The 22,298-nt window shown below is 30.3% G+C and carries 21 protein-coding genes; 2 read left to right on the top strand and 19 right to left on the bottom strand.

All coding sequences use genetic code 11. From position 1 onward, the window contains the following. Window positions 1–5: 5 nt before the first annotated feature. From B5X81_RS00880 to B5X81_RS00795, 17 genes are all read right to left on the bottom strand, one after another. Window positions 6–1,196 (bottom strand): M24 family metallopeptidase, encoded by a 1,191-nt coding sequence (locus B5X81_RS00880; RefSeq protein ID WP_079488648.1) that lies wholly within the window; start codon window positions 1,194–1,196, stop codon window positions 6–8. A gap of 11 nt (window positions 1,197–1,207) precedes the next feature. Further along, window positions 1,208–1,783 (bottom strand): hypothetical protein, encoded by a 576-nt coding sequence (locus B5X81_RS00875; protein WP_079488646.1) that lies wholly within the window; start codon window positions 1,781–1,783, stop codon window positions 1,208–1,210. Window positions 1,784–1,819: 36 nt separating this feature from the next. Next, entirely contained in the window at window positions 1,820–3,010 is a 1,191-nt protein-coding gene (locus tag B5X81_RS00870; protein WP_139380220.1) for a pyridoxal phosphate-dependent aminotransferase, read from the bottom strand. 642 nt (window positions 3,011–3,652) lie between these two features. Beyond that, entirely contained in the window at window positions 3,653–4,042 is a 390-nt protein-coding gene (locus tag B5X81_RS00865; protein ID WP_244281970.1) for a RidA family protein, read from the bottom strand. A gap of 257 nt (window positions 4,043–4,299) precedes the next feature. Then, entirely contained in the window at window positions 4,300–5,253 is a 954-nt protein-coding gene (locus B5X81_RS00860; RefSeq protein WP_079488642.1) for an AEC family transporter, read from the bottom strand. Window positions 5,254–5,340: 87 nt separating this feature from the next. After that, a complete protein-coding gene (locus B5X81_RS00855; RefSeq protein WP_170917222.1) occupies window positions 5,341–7,200 on the bottom strand; it encodes a TRAP transporter permease in 1,860 nt (619 codons plus the stop codon). 37 nt (window positions 7,201–7,237) lie between these two features. After that, complete coding sequence (locus B5X81_RS00850) at window positions 7,238–8,212, bottom strand: TAXI family TRAP transporter solute-binding subunit (RefSeq protein ID WP_079488639.1); 975 nt, start codon at window positions 8,210–8,212, stop codon at window positions 7,238–7,240. A 220-nt stretch (window positions 8,213–8,432) separates the two neighbouring features. Next, complete coding sequence (locus B5X81_RS00845; protein WP_079488637.1) at window positions 8,433–9,131, bottom strand: 4-carboxy-4-hydroxy-2-oxoadipate aldolase/oxaloacetate decarboxylase; 699 nt, start codon at window positions 9,129–9,131, stop codon at window positions 8,433–8,435. Beyond that, complete coding sequence (locus B5X81_RS00840; RefSeq protein ID WP_170917221.1) at window positions 9,132–9,854, bottom strand: PIG-L deacetylase family protein; 723 nt, start codon at window positions 9,852–9,854, stop codon at window positions 9,132–9,134. It abuts the gene before it with no gap. 18 nt (window positions 9,855–9,872) lie between these two features. Then, window positions 9,873–10,754, bottom strand: a complete 882-nt coding sequence (locus B5X81_RS00835) for a DUF6282 family protein (RefSeq protein ID WP_079488634.1) — start codon at window positions 10,752–10,754, stop codon at window positions 9,873–9,875. A gap of 110 nt (window positions 10,755–10,864) precedes the next feature. Beyond that, entirely contained in the window at window positions 10,865–11,506 is a 642-nt protein-coding gene (locus B5X81_RS00830) for a GntR family transcriptional regulator (RefSeq protein WP_079488633.1), read from the bottom strand. Between the two features lie 770 nt (window positions 11,507–12,276). Further along, window positions 12,277–12,687, bottom strand: a complete 411-nt coding sequence (locus B5X81_RS00825) for a CGGC domain-containing protein (protein ID WP_079488631.1) — start codon at window positions 12,685–12,687, stop codon at window positions 12,277–12,279. Between the two features lie 165 nt (window positions 12,688–12,852). Beyond that, complete coding sequence (locus B5X81_RS00820) at window positions 12,853–13,884, bottom strand: zinc-dependent alcohol dehydrogenase (RefSeq protein ID WP_244281990.1); 1,032 nt, start codon at window positions 13,882–13,884, stop codon at window positions 12,853–12,855. A 303-nt stretch (window positions 13,885–14,187) separates the two neighbouring features. Beyond that, window positions 14,188–15,660, bottom strand: a complete 1,473-nt coding sequence (locus B5X81_RS00810) for a sodium/proline symporter (protein WP_079488627.1) — start codon at window positions 15,658–15,660, stop codon at window positions 14,188–14,190. Between the two features lie 408 nt (window positions 15,661–16,068). After that, a complete protein-coding gene (locus B5X81_RS00805) occupies window positions 16,069–16,866 on the bottom strand; it encodes an ABC transporter permease subunit (protein WP_079488625.1) in 798 nt (265 codons plus the stop codon). Window positions 16,867–16,900: 34 nt separating this feature from the next. Next, on the bottom strand, window positions 16,901–17,698 hold the full coding sequence (locus B5X81_RS00800) for an ABC transporter permease subunit (protein ID WP_079488624.1): 798 nt from the start codon (window positions 17,696–17,698) through the stop codon (window positions 16,901–16,903). Between the two features lie 5 nt (window positions 17,699–17,703). Continuing rightward, window positions 17,704–18,606 (bottom strand): ABC transporter ATP-binding protein, encoded by a 903-nt coding sequence (locus B5X81_RS00795; RefSeq protein ID WP_330397319.1) that lies wholly within the window; start codon window positions 18,604–18,606, stop codon window positions 17,704–17,706. 367 nt (window positions 18,607–18,973) lie between these two features. Here B5X81_RS00795 and B5X81_RS00790 point away from each other — a divergent pair, with 367 nt between their 5' ends. Then, window positions 18,974–20,149 carry an MFS transporter gene (locus B5X81_RS00790; RefSeq protein WP_139380219.1) on the top strand — a complete coding sequence of 392 codons (1,176 nt, stop codon included), beginning with the start codon at window positions 18,974–18,976 and terminating at the stop codon, window positions 20,147–20,149. Window positions 20,150–20,221: 72 nt separating this feature from the next. On the opposite strand, the gene B5X81_RS00785 is transcribed toward B5X81_RS00790, so the two are convergent. After that, the gene (locus B5X81_RS00785) at window positions 20,222–20,812 is read right to left on the bottom strand and encodes a 50S ribosomal protein L25 (protein ID WP_170917220.1); all 591 of its coding nucleotides are present in this window, start codon (window positions 20,810–20,812) and stop codon (window positions 20,222–20,224) included. Between the two features lie 137 nt (window positions 20,813–20,949). Further along, complete coding sequence (locus B5X81_RS00780) at window positions 20,950–21,387, bottom strand: GreA/GreB family elongation factor (RefSeq protein WP_170917219.1); 438 nt, start codon at window positions 21,385–21,387, stop codon at window positions 20,950–20,952. Between the two features lie 240 nt (window positions 21,388–21,627). On the opposite strand from B5X81_RS00780, the gene B5X81_RS00775 reads away from it, so the two are divergent. After that, window positions 21,628–22,212, top strand: a complete 585-nt coding sequence (locus tag B5X81_RS00775; protein WP_079488617.1) for a GNAT family N-acetyltransferase — start codon at window positions 21,628–21,630, stop codon at window positions 22,210–22,212. Window positions 22,213–22,298 lie beyond the last annotated feature (86 nt).

Genomic DNA, 22,298 nt, shown 5'->3' with positions numbered 1-22,298 from the left:
TCTCCTTATTTACAAGGTATTAGATATAATCTATCCTGTCGCTTACTTAACAATTGGGCTCCAGTTTTTGTAATTATTACATTTTCTTCAACCAGCATACAAGGAAGACCTCCATCCTGTATTACCGTAGGTTCAATTGCATAAGCTTGTCCTACTTTAACTAAACCATCTGAACGAGTTCTTTTAATAGGCGCCAATATTGTTCCAGTTTCATGACATTCTCTTCCTATTTGATGCCCAACTGCATGCCTAACTGTAGGATATCCTCCATCCTCTATAACTTTTCTGGCAACAGCATCTACCTCGTATCCTCTTTTGCCTTCTTTTATAAAACCAATAGCTGCACTTATAGCTTTATATGCTGTATTAAATGCTTCTTCAACTTCCTTAGGAGGCTTTGTTTCTCCTTTTCTTAAAAAGTACGCTGTTCGAGCTATATCCGATACATAGCCCTTATATCTTACGCTAAAATCCATTATTAAAATATCGCCGCCCTGAGATTTTGTATGACCCGGATTTCTATGGGCAAGTCCAGCTCTAACAAGACAAACTATAGGATAAGAATATCCTCCTCCTATTCCATTTACTACATTTCTTTTCTTCATACCCTCAACAAAAAGGTCTGCTATTTCCATTTCGGACATTCCACAAGTTACTTTTGAAAATACTTCATCATATATATCTTGGGTAATTTTAATTGATTCACTTAAATACTGTATTTCCGTATCAGTTTTTTGACTTCTTATTAATTGAAGAATATCTTCACTTGATGCTTCTATTTCTTTAAGGCTATCTTTTCCAATAATATCAGATAGCATCATATACAATCCTTGTGTTAGTCCATCACATAAATTATCTTCTTCAGATATATTTAAAGCTAATTTTTTTATATTCATTTTTTCAAATTCTTCTTTTAATACTTCTTTTATGCTTTCTTCATAAGTAATAACCTCACTAAATATACCGGACTCTTCAAACTTTTTCTGATCGCTAAGAGATGTAATCATCTTATGTTTGCAATTTTTATTAATAAATGCAGCAGCAACGTGGATTGCATCATCACCAATTACAAATGGTAAATTAGGGTCTGAACCTTCCCTTGATAATATTAATAAAGAATCAATATCTTTCTGGTTTAAAACACTTTCAATTTGATGAATTTTTTCTTTTGGTATTTTATACCTTTCAGCAAGCACTTTTTTACCCCCTAAATTCTTATTTGGGCTCCATATTCTTTTACTAAATCTTTAATTATTCCAATTAACTCTTCCTCATTTTCATCCTTATATATTTTTAAGGACAAGTCTAATTCACATTCATAAGGCAATGTATTTCTATTTCCACCTCTAAAATTTAGAATAAATATATTATTATTTATAAAATTATTAAATAAAGAATCTAATTTAAAATGTGAAAAAACTTTTTCCATTTCTAATACTTTTTTATCATGATCTACTTTATAACTATGATTTATTATATTTTCATACAATTGATCAATATTTTTTTTGGCTTGATGACTATTTGGAGTTCTTAATTTCAATGAGGCAAGCTTGGGTATTAATTGTGAACATTTATTAAGTTGATCATTATTTACATAATATGGATTTCCATTTTTAAGCTTTTCAAAATAAACTTTTATATTTATATCCTTTTTATATTTATCATTAAATCGAGTTATTAGTTTATTAATGTTCTCCATAGATCCACATCCATCTATTGAGTCAAATGATAAAGTACTTGTGATTTTATTTAATAATTCTTTTTTATCTAATCTTAAGTTCATATGAAAATCTCCCAAAGTCTTTCAAAACCTTTCCACTTATATTTTAGATTTAGTTAATTTCTTTATACCTGCTTCAAATCTATCTAGCCCTTCTTTTAAGATTTCAAAACTAGTAGCAAAGCAAATCCTTACATACCCCTTTGATCCCGGTCCAAAAAATTCATCTGAGCCTGGAACTAAAGCTAGCTTCATTTCACTTTTCATGAAATCAACAAATTCTTGACTACTTAAGCCGGTTGAAGATATATTAACAAATAATAAATATGTTGCTTGTGGCTTTTCACAATATATCCCTGGGATTGAATTAATTCTTTCTACTGCATAATCACGATTTTTTGTTAAATGGACTTTAAACTCATCAACCCAATAATAGCATTTGTCCATACACGTCATTCCTGCTATTTGTGATAGGGATGAAATCCCACCAGCTGTAGTCATAACCTCTGAATTTTCCACAATTAAGTCAAATGTCTTTTTAGAAGTACAGTAAATGCAACCAGCTCTTAAAGCTGCTATACCAAAGGACTTTGAAAAACCAAATACAGAAAATACTCTTTCACTTTTCTCAGGATCTACAGTTAATATGCTTGTAAATTCTTTTTCTGGGAAAATAATATCAGACCATATTTCATCATTCATTATGTATAAATCATATTTATCTGCTAAATCCAACATCCTTTTTAAATCTTCCGGTGGATATACCATTCCTAGAGGATTATGAGGATTGCACAGTCCAATCATTTTTGTCTTTGGTGTAATATAATCCTCTAACTTACTAATATCTATTTTTCCATCTACTACTTTAGCAGGGAAAAGTACTGGCTTCGCTCCAGCTGCTAATGCTGATTCCTTAAAAAGAAAATCAACGGGATCAAATATTATAACTTCATCTCCAGGATTAAGTAAAGCTTTGGCAATTATATACATACCTCTAGCCGCGCTGTCTATAGGCAATACAAAATCCGGATTAATATCTTCATTTTTTCTAAGCTTTAATGCCTTAGCTATGCTCTCCTTAAATTCTGGAAAACCCAATTTGGGAGTATATGAAAAATATCCTTCCTTTATGTAATCTATTAAATCATTTATTATTTCTGGAGCCACTGGAAAATCCGGATCAGCAGCTGTTAATGGAATTACACCTTCTTCAACTTCTGCCCATCTGTAATTGTATGCTCTCTTTTTCAGGACATCTAATTTTATTGACTCATTATCAAAAAGTTTCAAAATTATTCCTCCTTAATATAATTTTCTTTAGATAGTTTTGTTTTTAAAGAAACATCAGAATTATCAGAAAAATAGAACTGCAAGACAGCTATATTCCCTTAAGATAGTAGTCCTCTAAAAATTTTAAACCTGGATATCTATAGTGAAGCAAATTCAAAAGTAGCTTTATAAATTAAAAAATTCCTAGAAGCATCGATATTTTTAAGATGTATAAATTAAGCTTCAAGATTGCTTCACTATATAGATGTGTAACTGAGAAACTAAAGAAACGGAAGTAGACTCTGAGGTTTCCTTGCAGGCGATTTTTATAAACCAGTTTATCCTTTTTCTTTAATTTAAACAAAAACAGGTTTATAGCATGAGCCAAAAGGATTCTCAGTGGCTACCACCGCAAATTAAACTTTTAAAGGCGTACATTTATAGATAACCAACTCTAAAGCACTATAAATTTTGCTGAAAAAATTTATAAGTATTCATTATTTTTTACCAAATCATATTAAATTCTAATGTTGGCTATCCATAGCAGATAATTTTTGCAATAGGTGACTTCACTTAACAAAACAATATGTAGTTATCTTAGTAGAATTATTGCAAATTTCTTTAAAAACTTTGATATTTAAAATATGAATTTATCTCTCAATACTATTTATGAGCAATCACCTCTATTTCTACCAATGCCCCCTTAGGTAGTGCACTTACTTCTACACATGCACGGGCTGGAAAATATGAATCAAAATAACTTTCATATATACTATTAACTTCAGAAAACTTTGTCATATCAGTAATAAAAATTGTGGATTTTACAATATTATCTACTGTCATTCCCTCTGAATTTAAAATTGCTAACACGTTATCCATAGATTGTTTGGTTTGATCTTTAAAATTTGCTTGAACCATTTCACTATTTTTAGGGTTTACTGGTATCTGTCCAGAAGTAAAAAGAAATCCTCCTAATTTAATAGCTTGTGAATATGCCCCCACAGCTTCAGGAGCATTTGATGTAGAAACTACATCTCTACTAGCATTTTTCAAAATCTCCATCTCCTTTTATATTAGTAAAATAATTAATGTAAAAAAATATATACAATATAGTTTGAAATAATTAAAATTTCTAACTATATTGTATATTCTTTTTAATAATATTTCAATATTTTTTTATTATGTTGTTATATTTTTATTATATTAATATTTTTTTATATTGATGTTATAAAAATATATATTGGTTTGCCTATTAAAAATAAAAAAACATGCTCTATTGTTTAGAACATGTTAATATACTAGTATTTCCTTTATATCCAACTTAGCATCCTTAAAATTGTAATCCCTACAAAAATAGTTATTCCAGATACTAATGTAGATAGTATTACAATATTTGCCGCCATATTACTATCACTATTAAATTGTTTTGCCATTATAAAACTACTTGTGGCAGTAGGTGTTGCAAAAACAATAAATATTGCAGCTAATTTACTTCCACTAATGCCAATAAAATGAGCTGTTAAAGTAAATAGCAATGGAAATAGTATAGTTTTAAATAAAGCAGCTACACATACTGGTCTAATTTCTTGTTCAAAGGATTTAAAAGTAAATAATGCTCCTATACAAATCAATGCTAGCGGAGTTGTAAGTCCACTAATTATATTAAATGTTCCACTTAAAAATACAGGTATTTTAATTTGTAAAGAAGAAACTAAAAATCCTAGAACTATACCAATTATCATAGGATTTTTCAACATATTAGTAAATAGTAATACTTTATTTGATTCTATATTTTCTTGGCTATTAATTGTTAATGTAATTATTGAAAATATATTGAATATAGGGATTGCTAAAACCGCTAATAGAGCAATTTCAATTATAATGCTATCTCCGTATAAGCTTTTTAAAATCGGATATCCAATAATAATATAATTACTTCTAAAAGCTCCTTGAACAAAAGCACCTCTAACCTTTTTATCTTTAATATAAATTCTCGATAAAAATTCCAGTATTATAAAGGAAGATATTAATCCTACAGCACCAAATACAATAAAGGAAAAAAACTCTGTATCCCTACTTAACTGAATACTTCTATTTGCCATACTATTAAAAAGAGTTATAGGTAAAGCTAATTTGAAGATGATTATTGAACTTCGATTAATAAAATTATCATCTATTATAGATACTTTCTTTAAAATATATCCTAAAATAACTACCAAAACAATAGGCATTATAATATTAATGCTATAAAATACATAATTCATAAATATTCCCCCATACAAAAAGACCTCTATTAGCTTCTAATTTAATTCAATGTTAGCTAATGGAAGCCTTTTATATAGTTTATTAACTTAAGCCCTTTTCATCTTCACTCCAATAGCCAATACCATACAAATTATTAAAGTAACTATCAGAGAAACATAAATTGAAATAGGTACTATAAGAAATATTGAAAGACCAGCCACAATGAATCTTGTGAAAACGTTAAGTTTTTTAATAAACCAGCCTCTTATTGCAACAGCAATAAATGTGCATCCCATAAATCCTGTTATTATAGCAACAATAATGTCAAGTATATTACCCTCTAATAATAATAAATCACTAAAGGCAAATATAAATGGTACTATAAATCCAATAACAGCTAATTTCAGAGCTTCTATACCTGTTTCCCATATATCCGACCCAGCTATACCAGCAGCTGCAAATGTTGATAACGCAACTGGTGGAGTAATAGTAGACAATGCTCCAAAGTATAATATAAATAGATGGGCTCCCATCAAGCTAACCCCCATATTTACTAGAGCAGGTCCAACTAAAACAGCCAAGATTAGATAGGAAGCTGATGTAGGTAAACCCATGCCAAGTAATAAGCTTGTAAGCATTGCTAAAATCAATGCGATTATCAAATTACCTTGGGCTATAAATTCCAAAATACTACTAATTTTTATTCCCAATCCAGTAAGATTGATTATACTCATTATTATTCCAGCTAAAATACATGCACTTGCTATAGGAGCAATGTTTTTAATAGCATTCATTAAAGCTCCCAATATATTTTTCACATTCATATCATCTCTCTTTTTAACAAATCCTACTAAAAGGGCAATAATAATAGAAAAGTAAGCAGCTTTTTGAGGACTGTACCCCCTCATCAATATTGTAATTAGACACACTATGGGTAATAGATACATCCATCCTTCTTTAAAAACTTTTCCTACTTTAGGCAACTCACTGCTTTTCATACCCTTTAATCCCTTTTCCTTTGCATAAATATATACAGTTATTGCCAAAGTAAAATAATATAACAATGCAGGAATCAAGGCTGATAAAATTATTTTCGAATATGGTATACCGGTAATTTCCGACATTAGAAAGGCTGCCGCTCCCATTACAGGAGGCATAATCTGACCACCACAGGAAGCTACTGCTTCAACTGCTCCAGCAATTGAAGGCTTATAACCAACCTTTTTCATTAACGGAATAGTGAAAGTACCTGTTGTAACAACGTTTGCCGCTCCACTTCCATTAATCATTCCCAATAAAACACTAGAAGTTATAGCCGCCTGGGCAGGCCCTCCAGATACCCTTCCTGTTAATGAATAAGCTAAATCAACATAAAAGTTTCCAGCTCCAGTTAGGTCAAGAATAGCACCAAATAATACAAAGAGAAATATAAATCTTGCTGATATATTTAATGTTTGTCCATAAAGTCCATCACCGGATGTATATAAATATGTGGCAATTCTTGATATTGAGAAACTCTGAGTATTAAACATTCCCGAAATTTTACTACCAAACATGGAATAAAGTATAAATATAATACATATTACTGGCAATATCTTGCCAACAACCCTTGTGGCAATCAGTAAAGCCGCTATTACAGCAGCTATAGCTAATACAATCTCAAAATTCGTATACAAACCCACCCTAGTCACCAATTCTTCTTGCACATGTATTAGATAATAGGATGCATACCAAGTAATTAAAACCAAAGTAAAATCATAAAGTTTTCCACCAAATGAAAAACCAGAAGGTCTTGTAAAAACAATAAAAGTTGCAATTATAGCCCAATGAATAGATGCCTGGGCATAGCTTGGTAAAATACCAAAGGATGCCGTATATAAATGAAAAGCAGATAGTATTATGGATAAGGCTATAATATATTTAGTTTTATTTCTTTCAGAATTATTATTTTCTATTATATTTGTCATATTGTCCTCCAATACCATGTGTCATCACCAAATTATATTACTGCTTATCAAAATATTTTTGAGAACCAGAATGAAGTGGAATTGGCATCTTTTGAGCTGTTTCTACGGAAATATCCTTTGCCACGCTATGAACATCCAAGAGTTCATCACTGTGATCTAATATAATAGTAGTTATCTCATTTGCAATTTCTTCTGGCATATCAGAATTTACTATTAAAGTAGTCCATAATTGCAAGCTTTGTACATCTTCATCAATACCTTTATATGTTCCACCTGGTATTGTAAATCCTTCGTAGTAGGGATATTCCTTAACTATTTTTTCTATTGTTCCATCACTTAATGAAATCAATCTTATATCCTTTGTATTGGAAACACTAATTACTGCTGCAGTTGGTATACCAGACACTATAAATGAAGCATCAATATCGCCATCAGATACTTTATCAACACCTTCAGCAAATGATAAATATACAGGACTTATATCTTTTTCAGGATCTAGTCCATAAGCCTTGAACATAACTTTTGACATCTCAGTAACTGTAGATCCAGCAGGTCCTAGATTGACTTTTTTACCCTTTAAATCTGGTATGGATTTATATCCTGAATCTTCCATTACAATCATCTGACCACCACTCTTATATAAAGACATCAAGCCAACTATGTTTTGCTTCTGACCTTCAAATGGACCAATACCTTCATAACCAAAATATGCAGCATCAGAGTTTCCAAACCCAATATCTGCTTCTCCTGAATTAACAAGCCTAACATTCTCTACAGCCCCATGAGTTCCTTGAACTACTGCATTTAGATTGTCTGAATATTTATTTACTAATTTTCCTAATCCTGCACCAACAGCATAATAGGTTCCTGAAGTCCCTCCCGTTGCAATTACTATTTGAGTCTTACCTTTTGAAGTATTATTCTCTTTTAAACCATCCTCACTATTAGTACATCCACCTAACAATCCAACAAGTATAACGAATATCAAACCAAAAACTCCAAACTTTTTCATAGTCTACCTCCCTTTCATTATCCTTTTACATTTATTTATACTCTGTCAATATGTCTATAATTTTCTATGATATATATGATATGGATAACCAACATTAAAACTTAGTATAATTTTCATAGAAAATAGTGAAAACTTCTGCATTTTTCTATGAAATTTATAATGCTTTAGAGTTGGCTATCCTTATAGAGTTTATATAGTAAGACTTAATTTATACATTTTTCTATCCTTTAATATCTTCTTTAGAAGAATAATACTTTACATTTTGCTTTTTAAGCACATCTCTAAAGCCATAAAAATCTACACCTAATTGTCCAGCATTTATTTTTTCTACTGTATGTTTTTCCTTTTCTTCCCGTTTCTTTGATGCATTTAAAGAATCTTGTATTTCATCTTGTCTAACAACTACTATACCATCGTCATCAGCAACTATTAAATCTCCTGGGTTAACAAGAGTTCCTCCACATTCAGATGGTGAATTAACCCATCCACCTCTAACCTTTGTGGTGCCATGGCAGGTAATATACTTAGACCAAACTGGAAAACCCAGTTCTCTAATCCTAGACACATCCCTTATGCCGGAATCAATTATTAATCCCTTTACACCTTTTTTAATTAGCGATTGAACAATTAAATCTCCTATCATGCCGCATTTACTATCTCCAATGGTAGACACAACTAAAATATCGCCCGGCTTGCATACTTCTATAGCTGCATGAATCATTAAGTTATCTCCTGCATAGCAAAGGGCAGTAACAGCAGGGCCACATACAGAAACTCCCTGTTGAATAGGCTTTATTGAATCACACATTAGCCCTTGTTTTCCTTGAGCCTCATATACTGTTGCTGTCCCTAGTTTTGCAAACTCTTCTGTAATTTCCCGGGATGTTCTATTGATATTCCTTACAACGTATTTCTCCATTTATAAAAGCTCCTCCCCAACATAAGGATATCTTCTAGTAAATGTTTCTGCATATTGATATTCTTTATTTCCAGATATCCTTCTGGCATGATTTCCTCTCATTTTTCCTCTATCGGTATAGTAATCAATTAAATGTTTCTGAGCTTGGAAACACTTCATCGCCTCTACCTTTGTATCAAAGGTATCCGTAATATCAATAATTGTATCTGGTACAAAGGAACTTATTTCCGTTTGATGATGTTCAAATCCAAATATTTTTGGTTGTTTAATATTTTCTAGTCCATCTATTCTCACTCCAGCAGATACACCATAAACACTAGCTTTCCAAACATAATCGGAAACGATTTCATGATCTGGATTAAAAGCATCGCTTTGAGAATGAGTTATTATAATATCTGGTTTAACTTCTCTTATTTTTCTTACCATTCTTTCCATCCTATTATCATCTATTTCTATTGGATAATCTTGAAAGTCCCAATATTCATAATCACTTATTCCAAGTATTTTGGCAGCTTTTTCTGATTCTTCTCTTCTTATTCTTTTTACATTTTCGCTTGTCTGTCCTTCAAGCTTCCACAGATGATTTGATTCTCCTCTAACACCATAACTCAATACTACCAAGGACACATTGTCGCCTCTTTTAATGTACTTTGCCATAGTACCACCGGCTCTCCAAACAAAATCAGCAGCATGTGCACTAACAACTAGTATATTTTTTGCCATATCTATAAACTACTCCTTTCATTCAACTAAGTATTTTGGATTTACTCTGATCATATTATCGATATCCTTTTCATTAAATCCATTTTCTAACAATGTTAAAGCAAACTTTTCCAAGCCCTCATCTGGATATAAGGCTGTAGGTTGTCCTAAATCTGTGGCTAAAATACAGTGCTTGGATCCTATTTTTTTGATTTGATCGAAAACAACATCCCAAGCTACCTTTTCAGTTGCAGGAGTTGTAAAACAATGTTCCATGTAGGCTCCAAAATCTACAAGCTTTTTCTGCTCTTCTACTGTATAAAATGTTGTGGGAAAATCTACATGGGTTACAATAATCCTATTTACTCCCAACTTTGCAGCTGCTTCTACTACTGCAAATGTCTCATCGTGGGTAAGATGACTGGTGGCTAATACCATATTATTTTTTGCTATTACTTTCAAAACTTCATAAACTTCCTGTTTCAACTCACCATTTTCTAAAACCTTTATACTATGAGATAAAACTCCTTCCTTCTTCATTTCCTGCTGAATTGTGGCCCAATAAGGTAATTTCTTTAAAGTTCCTGCCCTTAAACGGGATTGTTCATTCTCTGAATCCACAGTGGGCATCCAGACAATTTTTGCTCCACTTCTTGCAGCCATCTCAACTGCCGTTGGATTTACTCCACCTACAGCATTATTGAGACAAATAGTCCCAATTACATTAACATCAGGATAAATTTCTTTAACAATACTTGCTCTTTCTGATGTACAGAAAAAATGTGATTTAATAGCAAAACCCTTCATTCCTTTTGCTTTAGCTCTCTTTGTCATTTCTAAATCATTCATTTTTCTTGCCATAACGTCAGGAGCAGAATGAATATGGAGATCATAAGCACCATTTAATATATCCTTTGTCATATTTAATCCTCCTTATTTAACTGATTAAAAACTCAAATTGTTATTTTATATTCTCATAATCTCTACCCGGGTTTAAAGATTAAATGTTAAGCTAATTTATTTGTTTTATACTATATTAAAAAATCATAATTATCTATTATTGTATTTCTTAAGTTTGATATATGTGTTCTAGCGGCTTTTTCAGCTTCCTTTGAATCATGATTTTTTAAAGCCTTATAAATATTTTTATGTTCATTTAGAGTCTTAAGACTCCTTCCTGGAATTAGTATAGTTCTCAAATTATATCTTCTTAACTGTGTTTTAATTAAAAGAGTCATTTCAACTGCTTTCTCGTTTTTACATAAATCATAAATTATATTATGGAATTTAAGATTGTTTTCTGAATACTGAACAAATTGGCTTTGCTCTACACATTTCTCCATTTTAACAATTATTTCATCTAATTTCTCCAAAGCCTCATCAGAAATAGACTTTGCAACCAAACTAAATATCAGCCCTTCAAGAACTTCTCTTATCATTAAGAAATCTACAATCTCATCTAAAGTAAAATCCTTTACTCTTGCTCCTTTATTAGGTTCCATTACTACTAGTCCTTCACTTTCCAACCTTAACAAAGCTTTTTTAGTGGTATTTCTACTTACTTTTAATTCATTAGCAATATTCATTTCAACTAAATTTTCAGAAGGCTTATAACTTCCATCTAGAATTCTGTTTTTAATAATTTCATATGCATAGTCTGTTTGAGTACTCATTTTTCACCATCCTATTATTTAAGTATCTTTTCAAACTTATTGTACGATATAATCTTTTAAACATCAATTTATAACAAATGGCTTATTAAAACTTTTCTATATAGGGTTTGCGTAGTTAAACAATATTGAACTTTAATTTATTTCACTATATTCTGTACAAATGTGATAAATAGTTGCTTTTAATAAATATATTTTAAATAAATTTCCCACAATATATGTTATAGCAATATTGAGGTTCGTATTTGTAATTAATATTGTTGAACAATATTGTTATTCTTAATATATTACAATTTTGTATTTTTGTCAATATCTTATTTATATTTGAATGAGGAAATTGCATAACTCTAATTTGGCTGGGTTGCATATGGGAATATTATCCTTAATTTAATTATTTAGAATTAAATATATTTCGATAGTATGGATTTGAAGATTTTAAAACTATATATAATAGATAATCTTTTGGGAAGGTAATTATGCAATTTGCTCAAATATCCAAAAAATAAAATAGACTTGAATTTCTCTTACTTATATTTGCTTTTGTAAGAAAAATAATTCAAGCCTACACCTTTTTAATTTAACCTGCTGTGCTAGTAAATCAAATTTTTTGTTCTAAAATATAAACTAGGGAGTTTTAATTTTTCATTTGAGTGATTTTTATAAACCTGTTTTCCCCTTAAAAATTGTATAAAAAAACAAGTTTATAGCATGAACAAAAAGGAAATATTAAAACTCCCGATATAGAAACTAGAACAAAAAGTTAATTTATAATTCTAATAACTAGTGTATACACCTTGCTTTCTTTTCATTTCTGCATTATCACTTATATAAGACCCTTCTACTAAATTTTTATAGCCTTTTTTTAAGATAATATCCTTAATATAATCAATATGAGGACATCTATCGTAATGATGATTATCAGTTACTATACAAGATGATAGATGAATTACTACTTCATTTTTATTGATATCAGTTTTTCTTTTTAGTTTTTTGGAAAAATGCTCTAGCTTTGCAGCAATTCCCTTTCCACAACATCCCCCACAAGTAAATGAAATATACTTTGTGTTATTATTATAAATATCAAACATTCCTTCTTTATTATAGAAAGCATTTGAACAGGCAAAACCACTGCACCTTCTATGTGCAATATCACATTGAACTATAACAATATATTTAGCTTCCATATACACTCACTCTCCTATATACACCCACTTATCTTTTTAGAAAATGGCTGTTTATCTTTATTATAAAGCTTTAAAAAGCAATTTGCCTTGTTTTAAAAAAGAGCTGCCTTAAATTTATTCTCTAGCAGCTCCTTTCTTATATTGTTTCACATGACATATATAAGATTATGGTTTTACAAGTATTTTAAGCACATCTTCATTTCTATTCTCAAATAATTTAAAAGCTTCTTCTATCTCATCAAGCCTCATCCTATGAGTTATCAATGGTGATAGATCAATGAACTTTTCTTTTATCAAATTCATTAAGTATTTCACATGACCTATATCTCCCAGACCCATATCAATGCTTATGTTATTAAAAAATACTTCTCCTAAGGGTAATGTGACATTTGCTCCTGAAATTCCAACTACAGATACCCTACCATTAATGCCTACACATCTTACAGCCTGTTGGATCGTTGGTTCAACTCCAACAGCATCAATAGCCACATCAGCACCACGTCCATTGGTCAGTTTTTTAATAGTTGATATTACATCCTCCTCCGAAGAAACAATAATATCAGTAGCTCCAATTTTTTTACCTACATTTAATCTAAATTTATCTTTTCTCCCCACTAATATAATTTCCCTAGGACTATATAATTTTGCAGCAGCTAATGCACTTAAGCCTACAGGCCCTGCACCAAATATAACAACTGTATCTAAAGGCTTAACTTTAGCTTGCATTACTGCACTGTAGCCAGTTGATAATATGTCTGCAGTAAAAATAACATCTTCATCTGATAGTTCATCAGGAACATGTACCAAGCAAGCTTCAGCATTAGGAACCCTCATGTATTCAGCATGTGTCCCCCACAAATGGCAGCTGCTTCCGTGTATACCAGCATTGCAATGGGCATAATCACCAGCATGACAGCTGTCACATTTCCCACAGAATGGAACTGGAGGGCCTATAACTCTATCTCCTTTTTGAAAATTCTTTACAGCACTTCCCACTTCCTCTATAACCCCTACATATTCATGTCCTAAAACAAAGCCTGGTTTTGATGGAATTGCACCATGAATAATATGTAAGTCACTTCCACAAATTGTTGTAAGGGTAATTTTAACAATAACATCATTTTCATCCTTTAAAGCAGGTTTTTCAACTTGTCGTAGTTCTATTTTATGTAACTCGGGAAAATATAAGGCCTTCATACTTTTCAAATAAATCACTCCTATTATTCTATTTTATAGTGGCAAAAACAGTATATACTATATATTTTATGTCATATTTTGTATCTTTTCAATATTTTGTCAAACCTTTTTTTAATGAACCTGTAGCCCCATACACCCCATAGATTTTAGCAAAAAAGATAGCAATAAAAAAACTTAAAATATTGGGCCTATATACAAATTGAATGTCAAAGGATCTGTAAATAAAGGCAGATCCTTTGACATTCTTTATATTTGTATCTTTTGAAAACATTGATTCTCAACAATCAATTCTTTATATTTTTTTTAAATACTCTTTTCTTTAGTCATCTCTTTTCTAGGCCATATTAATGATGCTGCAATTGCAGCTATAAATCCTACTGGTGGTGCAACTAATCTTACCGTTACAATGGATGTAAGTCCTAAGCTAATCCATAATATTGTAGTTAAAGGACCTGCTATAAAGGCTGCGATAATTCCTTGTTTTGAAACTTTTTTACCCCAGAAGAATGTTAAAGTAATTGCTGGACCAAAGGCTGAGAACAATCCAGTAGCTGAAAAACTAACTAAAGTATAAACAAAATCTTGAGCTGTTAATGCAAATACTAATCCTAAACCACCAATTATTATTGTAGCTAATCTTGTAATCTTAAGTAATGTTTTTTCGTCAATTTTTTCTGACTTTTTGAATACCTTAGTATATAGGTCCTCTGCTGCAGCTGAAGCTGCCACAAGTAATTGGGAATCTGCTGTTGACATCATGGCTGCCAATGCACCCGCCAATAGTATTCCTCCCATAATTGCTGGAGTATGTTGAAGTACCATAAAGGGGAGCGTCATTTCTCTATCTGCAACTAGTGCAGCAGGAGCACCATGAATTGTTCTTGCTAATAAGCCTATTAGTATAGCCCCTACGGAGGTTAATATACTCCAAATTGTAGCTGTTATCAGTCCTTCTTTTCTATCCTTTTCATTATTAATGGCCATCATTCTTACATCTAAGTGGGGATATCCTCCTAGGTTAGCAAAGAACCAACTTAAATTAGCTCCTAATAATACCATTGCTGCCGCCCCAGATTTGCCCCCCAGCCATGAAGCATGTTCAGGGCCTGCGGCTTTCAAGGCTGCTGTAATAGATAATGAAGGATCCGCCATCACTTGAATAAGCAAAATTAAAGGTAATATTGTCAAAGTAAACACCATAAGAAGAGCTTGTAAAACATCGGTCCAAACAACCGACATAAATCCACCTACAAATGAATAAATAATTATAATAACTGCTATAATTACCAAACCTATAGTAGTATCAATACCAAAAGTTTGATATAAAACTTTTCCACCAGCTAAAAACTGAGATCCTATATATCCCATATAAAATATAAATGTTACTATTCCTGGTAATAATCTTACCCATTTACTATCTTCGGGTAATCTCTCTGCTATAAGTCCAACCGGTGTTAAGGCTCCAGTTTCTTTTCTACCTTCCATAAATGGTCTTGAATAAACTAACCACTGAAATATTGCTCCACCTCCAGCTCCCACAATAATCCATATACTTGATAATCCTGTTTCCCATGCTATTCCTGGAACTCCTATAAGCAGCCATCCAGACATATCAGAACAGCGTTCAGATAATGCTAGTCCCCATCCTGGCAACTTATCTCCACCTAAATAGAAATCATTTGAAGTCTTAACCTTTCTTGACGACCAATATCCAATAATAACTACCGCTACTAAAAATATAAATAGTCCCATTGTTGTGTATAAATTACCTTTCATATAAAATTTACCCTCCTTATGCTAAATTTCACTACCTATATACTTTCCAATGTCCTCAAATTTACCTCCTTTTATTATTATTTTTGTTCCTAAAAATTAAGCTTTGATTTTTACTGATTATTTATAATATTTTGCAAATTTTATGCCAATATATTTCATAGACAATATATTGGCATAAAATTAATACCTATGGAAATTCTTTAAAATATTGATAAATATTAATTTCACCCTGTCATGAAAAATATTTATCGATATTTCTTGAATTCCCATAGGCTTTAAAATTTGTAAAATATTATCTCTTTTTTGAGACATTAAACACATTGAATTTTGGACAATGTCTTTTTTTTAAGACAAATATATTTGAAACAATTAGTTCTATTTTCATTTTTCTCAGCAAACTACGACACTTTATACATTTAAGTCCCTTCTTTTATAAAACTTATAAGTCCCTATCAATGATATAACTATAATCACAAATGAAAGTATTATGAAAAACATATCAAAACCCTTTCCCAAAATTATGGATTCAGCTTCAAAGTATTTAAAGGGAGTAAGAAATTTTAGCTTTTCAAGCTTATCACTCATATTTATTAGTAAATACAATATGAAAGTAGTAAGTAATATTGCTCCAGCCTTGGAAGTCGTAGTCTTAGGATTATTACTGGCAGAGGCCAGTAATAATCCTACACTTAAAAATATAAGTTGTAGGATAAACATTCCAGCCATTAACATTATTATATATATTAATGTCTCATGAAACTGATTAAAATAATTAACCGCAAAAAAAGATGCCGTAAGTGTAACTATATTTAAAATAATAATATTAAAAAGGGCTGCTAAAAGCTTTGAAGTTATAACTTTACTTCTTGAAACAGGCTTAGCAAGTAAAAACTCTATAGTTTTATCGTTTTCTTCCTTTAATATTATATTTACTCCCAACATAATAGCATGGGAAGCAGCAATTAATATGAGATATAGGAAAAGTACTCCATAAAAACCAATAACAGTTGATAAATCAAAACTACTTATCCCCATCACATTTAACAAGGATTTTGGAAATATAGTTAAGATATCATTTATAGCTTCTCCTGATTTAGTGTATCCTACAAATTTACCCATCCCAGCACCAATCATTGCCACCATTCCTATACACCATATAGTAAGTGATTTTATATTGGATTTAATTTCTATAGCTAATATATTCATAAACTTCTCACTCCCAGATTTTAAAATCAGCTTACTAAATAGTATGAATATCTTTTTTTATATAAATTATATAGCTTGCAGTGATAAAAGCTGAAATTAGTAATAAGGTTATAACAATAAATATCGATTCATAGGCACTATTTTCTATAATATAGGAAGGATCAAAATATTTAAAAGGGGTTATATATCGAATCATGTCGTCATCAGCTCTTGAGCTCAAAAAGCTTATAAAATAAAAAATAAATACAGTAGACAAAGAAATAGATAAAACCGATTTAATCTTTGGTAGTATAACTGAAATAACAATACCTAATGACATAAATATCAACTGTATAAATAATAGTGTAATAGAAATCATAAATAATATTTTAAAACTATAATCATCATTCTTCACAATATAAATAATTATACTTGTACCTACTATATAAACCATATTAGTAATTGTTAAAGAGGTAATTATTGCTAATATCTTAGAAGTCAAGATTTGTACCCGTGTAATAGGTTTTGTTAAAAGGAAATCTGACGTCCTTTCACTTACTTCCTTTGATACAATAGAAATACCTAGATACATAGCCTGAATTCCACCAAGAAAAAGTATAAATGTAAATGGAAAGGAATAGTAGCCTAATACATTATTAAAACTCTCTAATGAAATTCCCATTCCCATTCTTATGGCTTCTGGGAAACCTTCCAATAATCTTTTCATCTGATCAATATCCCTTGAAAAGGATGGAAATAATGAAAAAAATACAGCAATTACTACTATTAAGGATATGCTCCAAAAAATTGTGGATTTTTTATATGTCTTTAGCTCATGTAAGAATATATTCATTTTCTCTATTCCTCCCTCGAATAATAATGAATAAAAATTTCTTCAAGGCTAGGCTCTTCTATCCAAATATTTGATATTTCGATTGCAGATATTTTTTTCATAAGAGTATTGAGATTTCCTTTAAACATAAATTTAATTGTTTTATCCTTTATCTCTAAATTCTTTATACCATTTATATTAAAATAATTTAAATCCATGTTAGATAGCGGTTCTATCTTAAATTTTTTATAATTATTTTCCTTTAAAGTACTAATCTTTTCTAGATTTACTATTTTTCCTTCTTTTATAATAGCCACACGATCGCACAGTTTTTGGACTTCACTTAAAATATGAGAAGAGAAAAAAATTGTTGCCCCTTTCTTGTTTTCCTTTTTTAATATGTCAAAAAATTTCTGCTGCATGAGAGGATCCAAACCACTAGTAGGTTCATCAAGAATAATAAGTTTGGGCTGGTGAAGTAAACCTTGAACAATCCCAACCTTTTTCTTGTTTCCTAAAGACAAATCATCGATTTTTTTATGTAAATTCAGGTTCATCTCATCCGCCAAGTAATAAATTCTTTTATTACAGTCCTTTTTATAAAAACTAGCTGAATATTTTAAAAAATCAATAACTTTCATGTTGTCATAATAAAAAACTTCCGATGGTAAATAGCCAATTTCTTTTTTAATTTCAGGTCCAAATTTTATAACATCTTTACCAAATATAGTAGCACTACCACTAGTAGGATAAATTAAGGATAATAGTGTTCTAATAGTAGTTGATTTTCCAGAACCGTTTGGACCAATAAACCCAAAAATTTCACCTTCTTTAACACTAAAGCTTACATTGACAATTCCCCTTGATTTTCCATAATTTTTAGTTAAATTATTGGTTTCAATAACATTCATTTTTAAATATCCCTTCAAAATATAATTCTCTTATTTTATTTTTAATACAGTTATAGTTGAGGAAATTCCATAACTTTAATTTAGCAAAATTGCATATGCGAATATTATCCTTAATTTAATTATTTAGAATGGAATATATTTCGATGGTATAGCTTCGAAGATTTTAAAACAATATGTGGTAGTTAGTTTTTTGAGAAGGTAATTATGCAATTTGCTCAGTTAAACAATGTCAAAATTATTAACCATATTATTTGCATAATAATTTTTATTATTCTTTCTATGTCAAATAAAGTCTATTTTTAAAAAAATAACTCAGAATTTATTGGAAATAAATGATATAATATGAAATGGAGATTTGCTAATTTTGGTAAATGAGGTGCTTTTTTTGAATAAGAAAACAATCTATTTAATTATAGTATTATTTTGGGTAACAATTTTATCAAATATGGCTCATCCTGTTACTCCAGAATTAGTTGTTAGTCTTAATATGTCTGGATTTATGTATGGATTAATGTTTGCTGCCATGTCTGTGGCAAGCTTTACTATGTCGCCAATTTGGGGTAGTTTATCTGATAAATATAGAACAAGAAAACTATTCTTATATCTTCCAATGGTAGGATACGCCCTTGCTCAAATAGGATTTGGTTTTTCTACAAAAGCATATATGATAATTTTATTTAGAGTTATAGGTGGAGGATTTTCTTCATCTATATTTACTAACTCCATAGCCTATATTGTAGATGAAACAAACAGTAGAAACAGAAGTAAAGCCATAGCTTATTATACTGCCATAAGAGGCTTTGCTGTATCATTAGGATATCTCATCGGTGGCTATATTGGTGCTAAGGATTATCATAGAGCCTTTATTTTTCAATCAATCGGATTATTCATTCAAGCCTTAGTAATCTATTTGTTTCTGCCAGATAGTGATGTTAAGTATCATAATTCAAAGGATAATACAACACCTTTTATATTTCAAGTTAAGGATAATTTAAAAAAATATATACCTACTGCTCTAGGAACATTATTATTGCTAGTTCTACTAACATCTTTTTCCTATACAGCTTATTCTAACGGCATAAACTATTTCTTAAAGAAATATTTAAACTTAAACCCATTACAGATAGGTTATTATATGGCCTTAACTGGTATTGTTGGTATGATAGCAAATGTGTATTTAACACCAAAAATAGCAAATAAATATGGAGAAAAAAAATCACTTAAAATTATTTTATTGGCCACAGGTATAACCCTAATAATTCTTGCCACTATAGATAATTTATTATCTTTGCCTTCAATAATGATATTTCTAATATTTATATTTGTGATTTCTATGTTTAGACCGCTATTGCAAACAATGGTATCGAACCTAAGTAAGAATGAACATGGCAAAATTATGGGACTTCAAAATTCTGCCAACTCAGTAGGGATGGTGGGAGGGTCTCTATTTGCAGGAGCTTTATTGGACATATATCCTAAAACGCCATTTATAATGGCAGCCTTAATTTTTATTCTATCCTACTTAATAATTGTATTTAGTAAAAAATTGAAGAAGTATTAAAAGCAAAAAGTCATGGGAATTTAAGCACTCAGTCTTAAAATCTCATGACTTTTATTGAAACTTTATTGTCCTTTATACAGCACTTTCCTCGGTTGTATCTTCTATTATGGTATCAGCAGCCGTATTGTAATTTGATTTTACAATTGCTAAAACCGTATCGGGGGTTTTAATAGTTTTAATTCTAGAATCAAGTTTCAAATCTCCTATTGTTATGGTGTCATTTATATCTTTATTCTTTACATCTACTACAATTGAATCAGGTATAATATCTACCCTGCCATTTACTTCAATTTGTGCTAAATCTACTTGAAGTACTAAACGCTTTGATTCAAGATTTTCACGCCCAGAAAAGGTGATTGGAATTTCCCAGTTAACTGTTTCATCTTTTTGTACAACCTGTATATCAACATGCTGTACTTCCAAAGTAACTGGATGTCTATCTACAGCCTTAATAATACCAGATTTTTCTTCATCATTGATAACTAGATTAATTTTGGCTCTTTGTCCAAATTCATTTATGACACGTTGAAAATTTGATTTTGGAAATTGTATAGGTGTATTTTTAGTACCATGACCATAAATAATAGCAGGAATAAAACCCTGCTTTCTTACCTTACGTCCTTTTTCATGCCTTGGTGTGACAACAAGTGTTGCTGTGTTCATAACAAAACCTCCTATATTTTTAAGGGGCATTGCCCTTGTTTTTTTAATAATATTTATCTAAAATAAGCAACTCTAAAGTATTGTAAATTTCATAGTAAAATATAGACGCTTCCATTATTTTCTATAAATCATATATATCACAACATCTTAATGGAGTTGATTTTATACTCAAACTGTCCTGCAGGAGTTTCAACACAAACAATTTCATCAATTTTTTTAAATAGAAGTGCACGACCCATTGGTGACATATATGAAGCGCAGTCCATTGTGTTATGTGCATCATTTCCAAAAGGTGATACAATTTGAATTTCTATAATTTCACCATCTTCCAAATCTTCTAATTCTACTATACTACCAATAATTACAAAAGAATCTATTTGAGCGTCATTTTCATATTCATTAATATAATGTTCAATTTGTGCAATGTAATTGTTCATGTATGATTTAAATTCATATTTTTCTGTTGTCTCATTGAAAAAAAACTTATCTATCACTTGAACTTTTTCACTTTCAATATCTGATAAGTGGTCTAACCATCTCTGCCTTACCGTATGGGATTCTGCATTAACTGACATACCTTTTCTCCTTTCATATTTATACATTTAATGGTAATTAATTAAATATAGAAGAAGGCACCTCACATTTTAAATGTGAAATGCCTCTACGCTTCTATATATAACATACCATGAATGTAAATCATTGTCAACCGTGGATGATGGTGACATTTAATTGAAATATTGTAATTAAACAGCATTGACTTATTCTGTAAAAAAAAGTACAATAAATATGAATATTAAAAAGTAGAGGTGTTATTGATGGAGACCATTGAGTCAGACAGTGATGATAGTGACAGTAATAATAGTGACAGTGATAAACAGCCAATTTTAACACTGTCAAATTATACAAAAGAAGTCCTAATCTACATCACTTCTGAAAAGGAAAAAATCGGTTATATAAAGGGTGTTTTATTAAATGGAGAAAATATTTTCAATGAATTAGAATCTGATGAAATATTAAAAATCCTTGAATTTGCTGATAGTGAAAAGGAAAGTGAAATGAAAAGCTTCTATATTCAGGTTCTTTCAAAGAAAAAACTTAAAGACAACGCTTTTTATATTACTGAACTGTTTATTGAGAAAGAACATAGAAAAAAAGGAGTTGGTAGAAAGCTATTTGATAAGTTACCAGAGTTTTTGCGGAAACATATCATTGAGCCTATTGCCTATATATATTTAATGCCTGGACCTTTAGAAAAAATAAATGGGGAAGTAAAATATATTATGAACTCAAAGGATGAGCAAATGGTATCATTAAAACAAAGGCTCATCAAATTTTATAAATCGGTAGGCTTTAAAAGAATTGGTAAGACAGAATTTTATTATAAAGAACAGGCAAGCTAGTTTGTTTATAATACAAAATCAATTGTTATTATTTCATAATAACTTTCTAACAGAAATAGCCTATAAGCTTTAATAAGCTTATAGGC

The organism is Maledivibacter halophilus (assembly GCF_900167445.1).
GTDB lineage: Bacteria > Bacillota > Clostridia > Peptostreptococcales > Caminicellaceae > Maledivibacter > Maledivibacter halophilus.
Note: the sequence above shows the minus strand (reverse complement) of the source record. Positions and strands in the feature narration are given on the sequence as shown.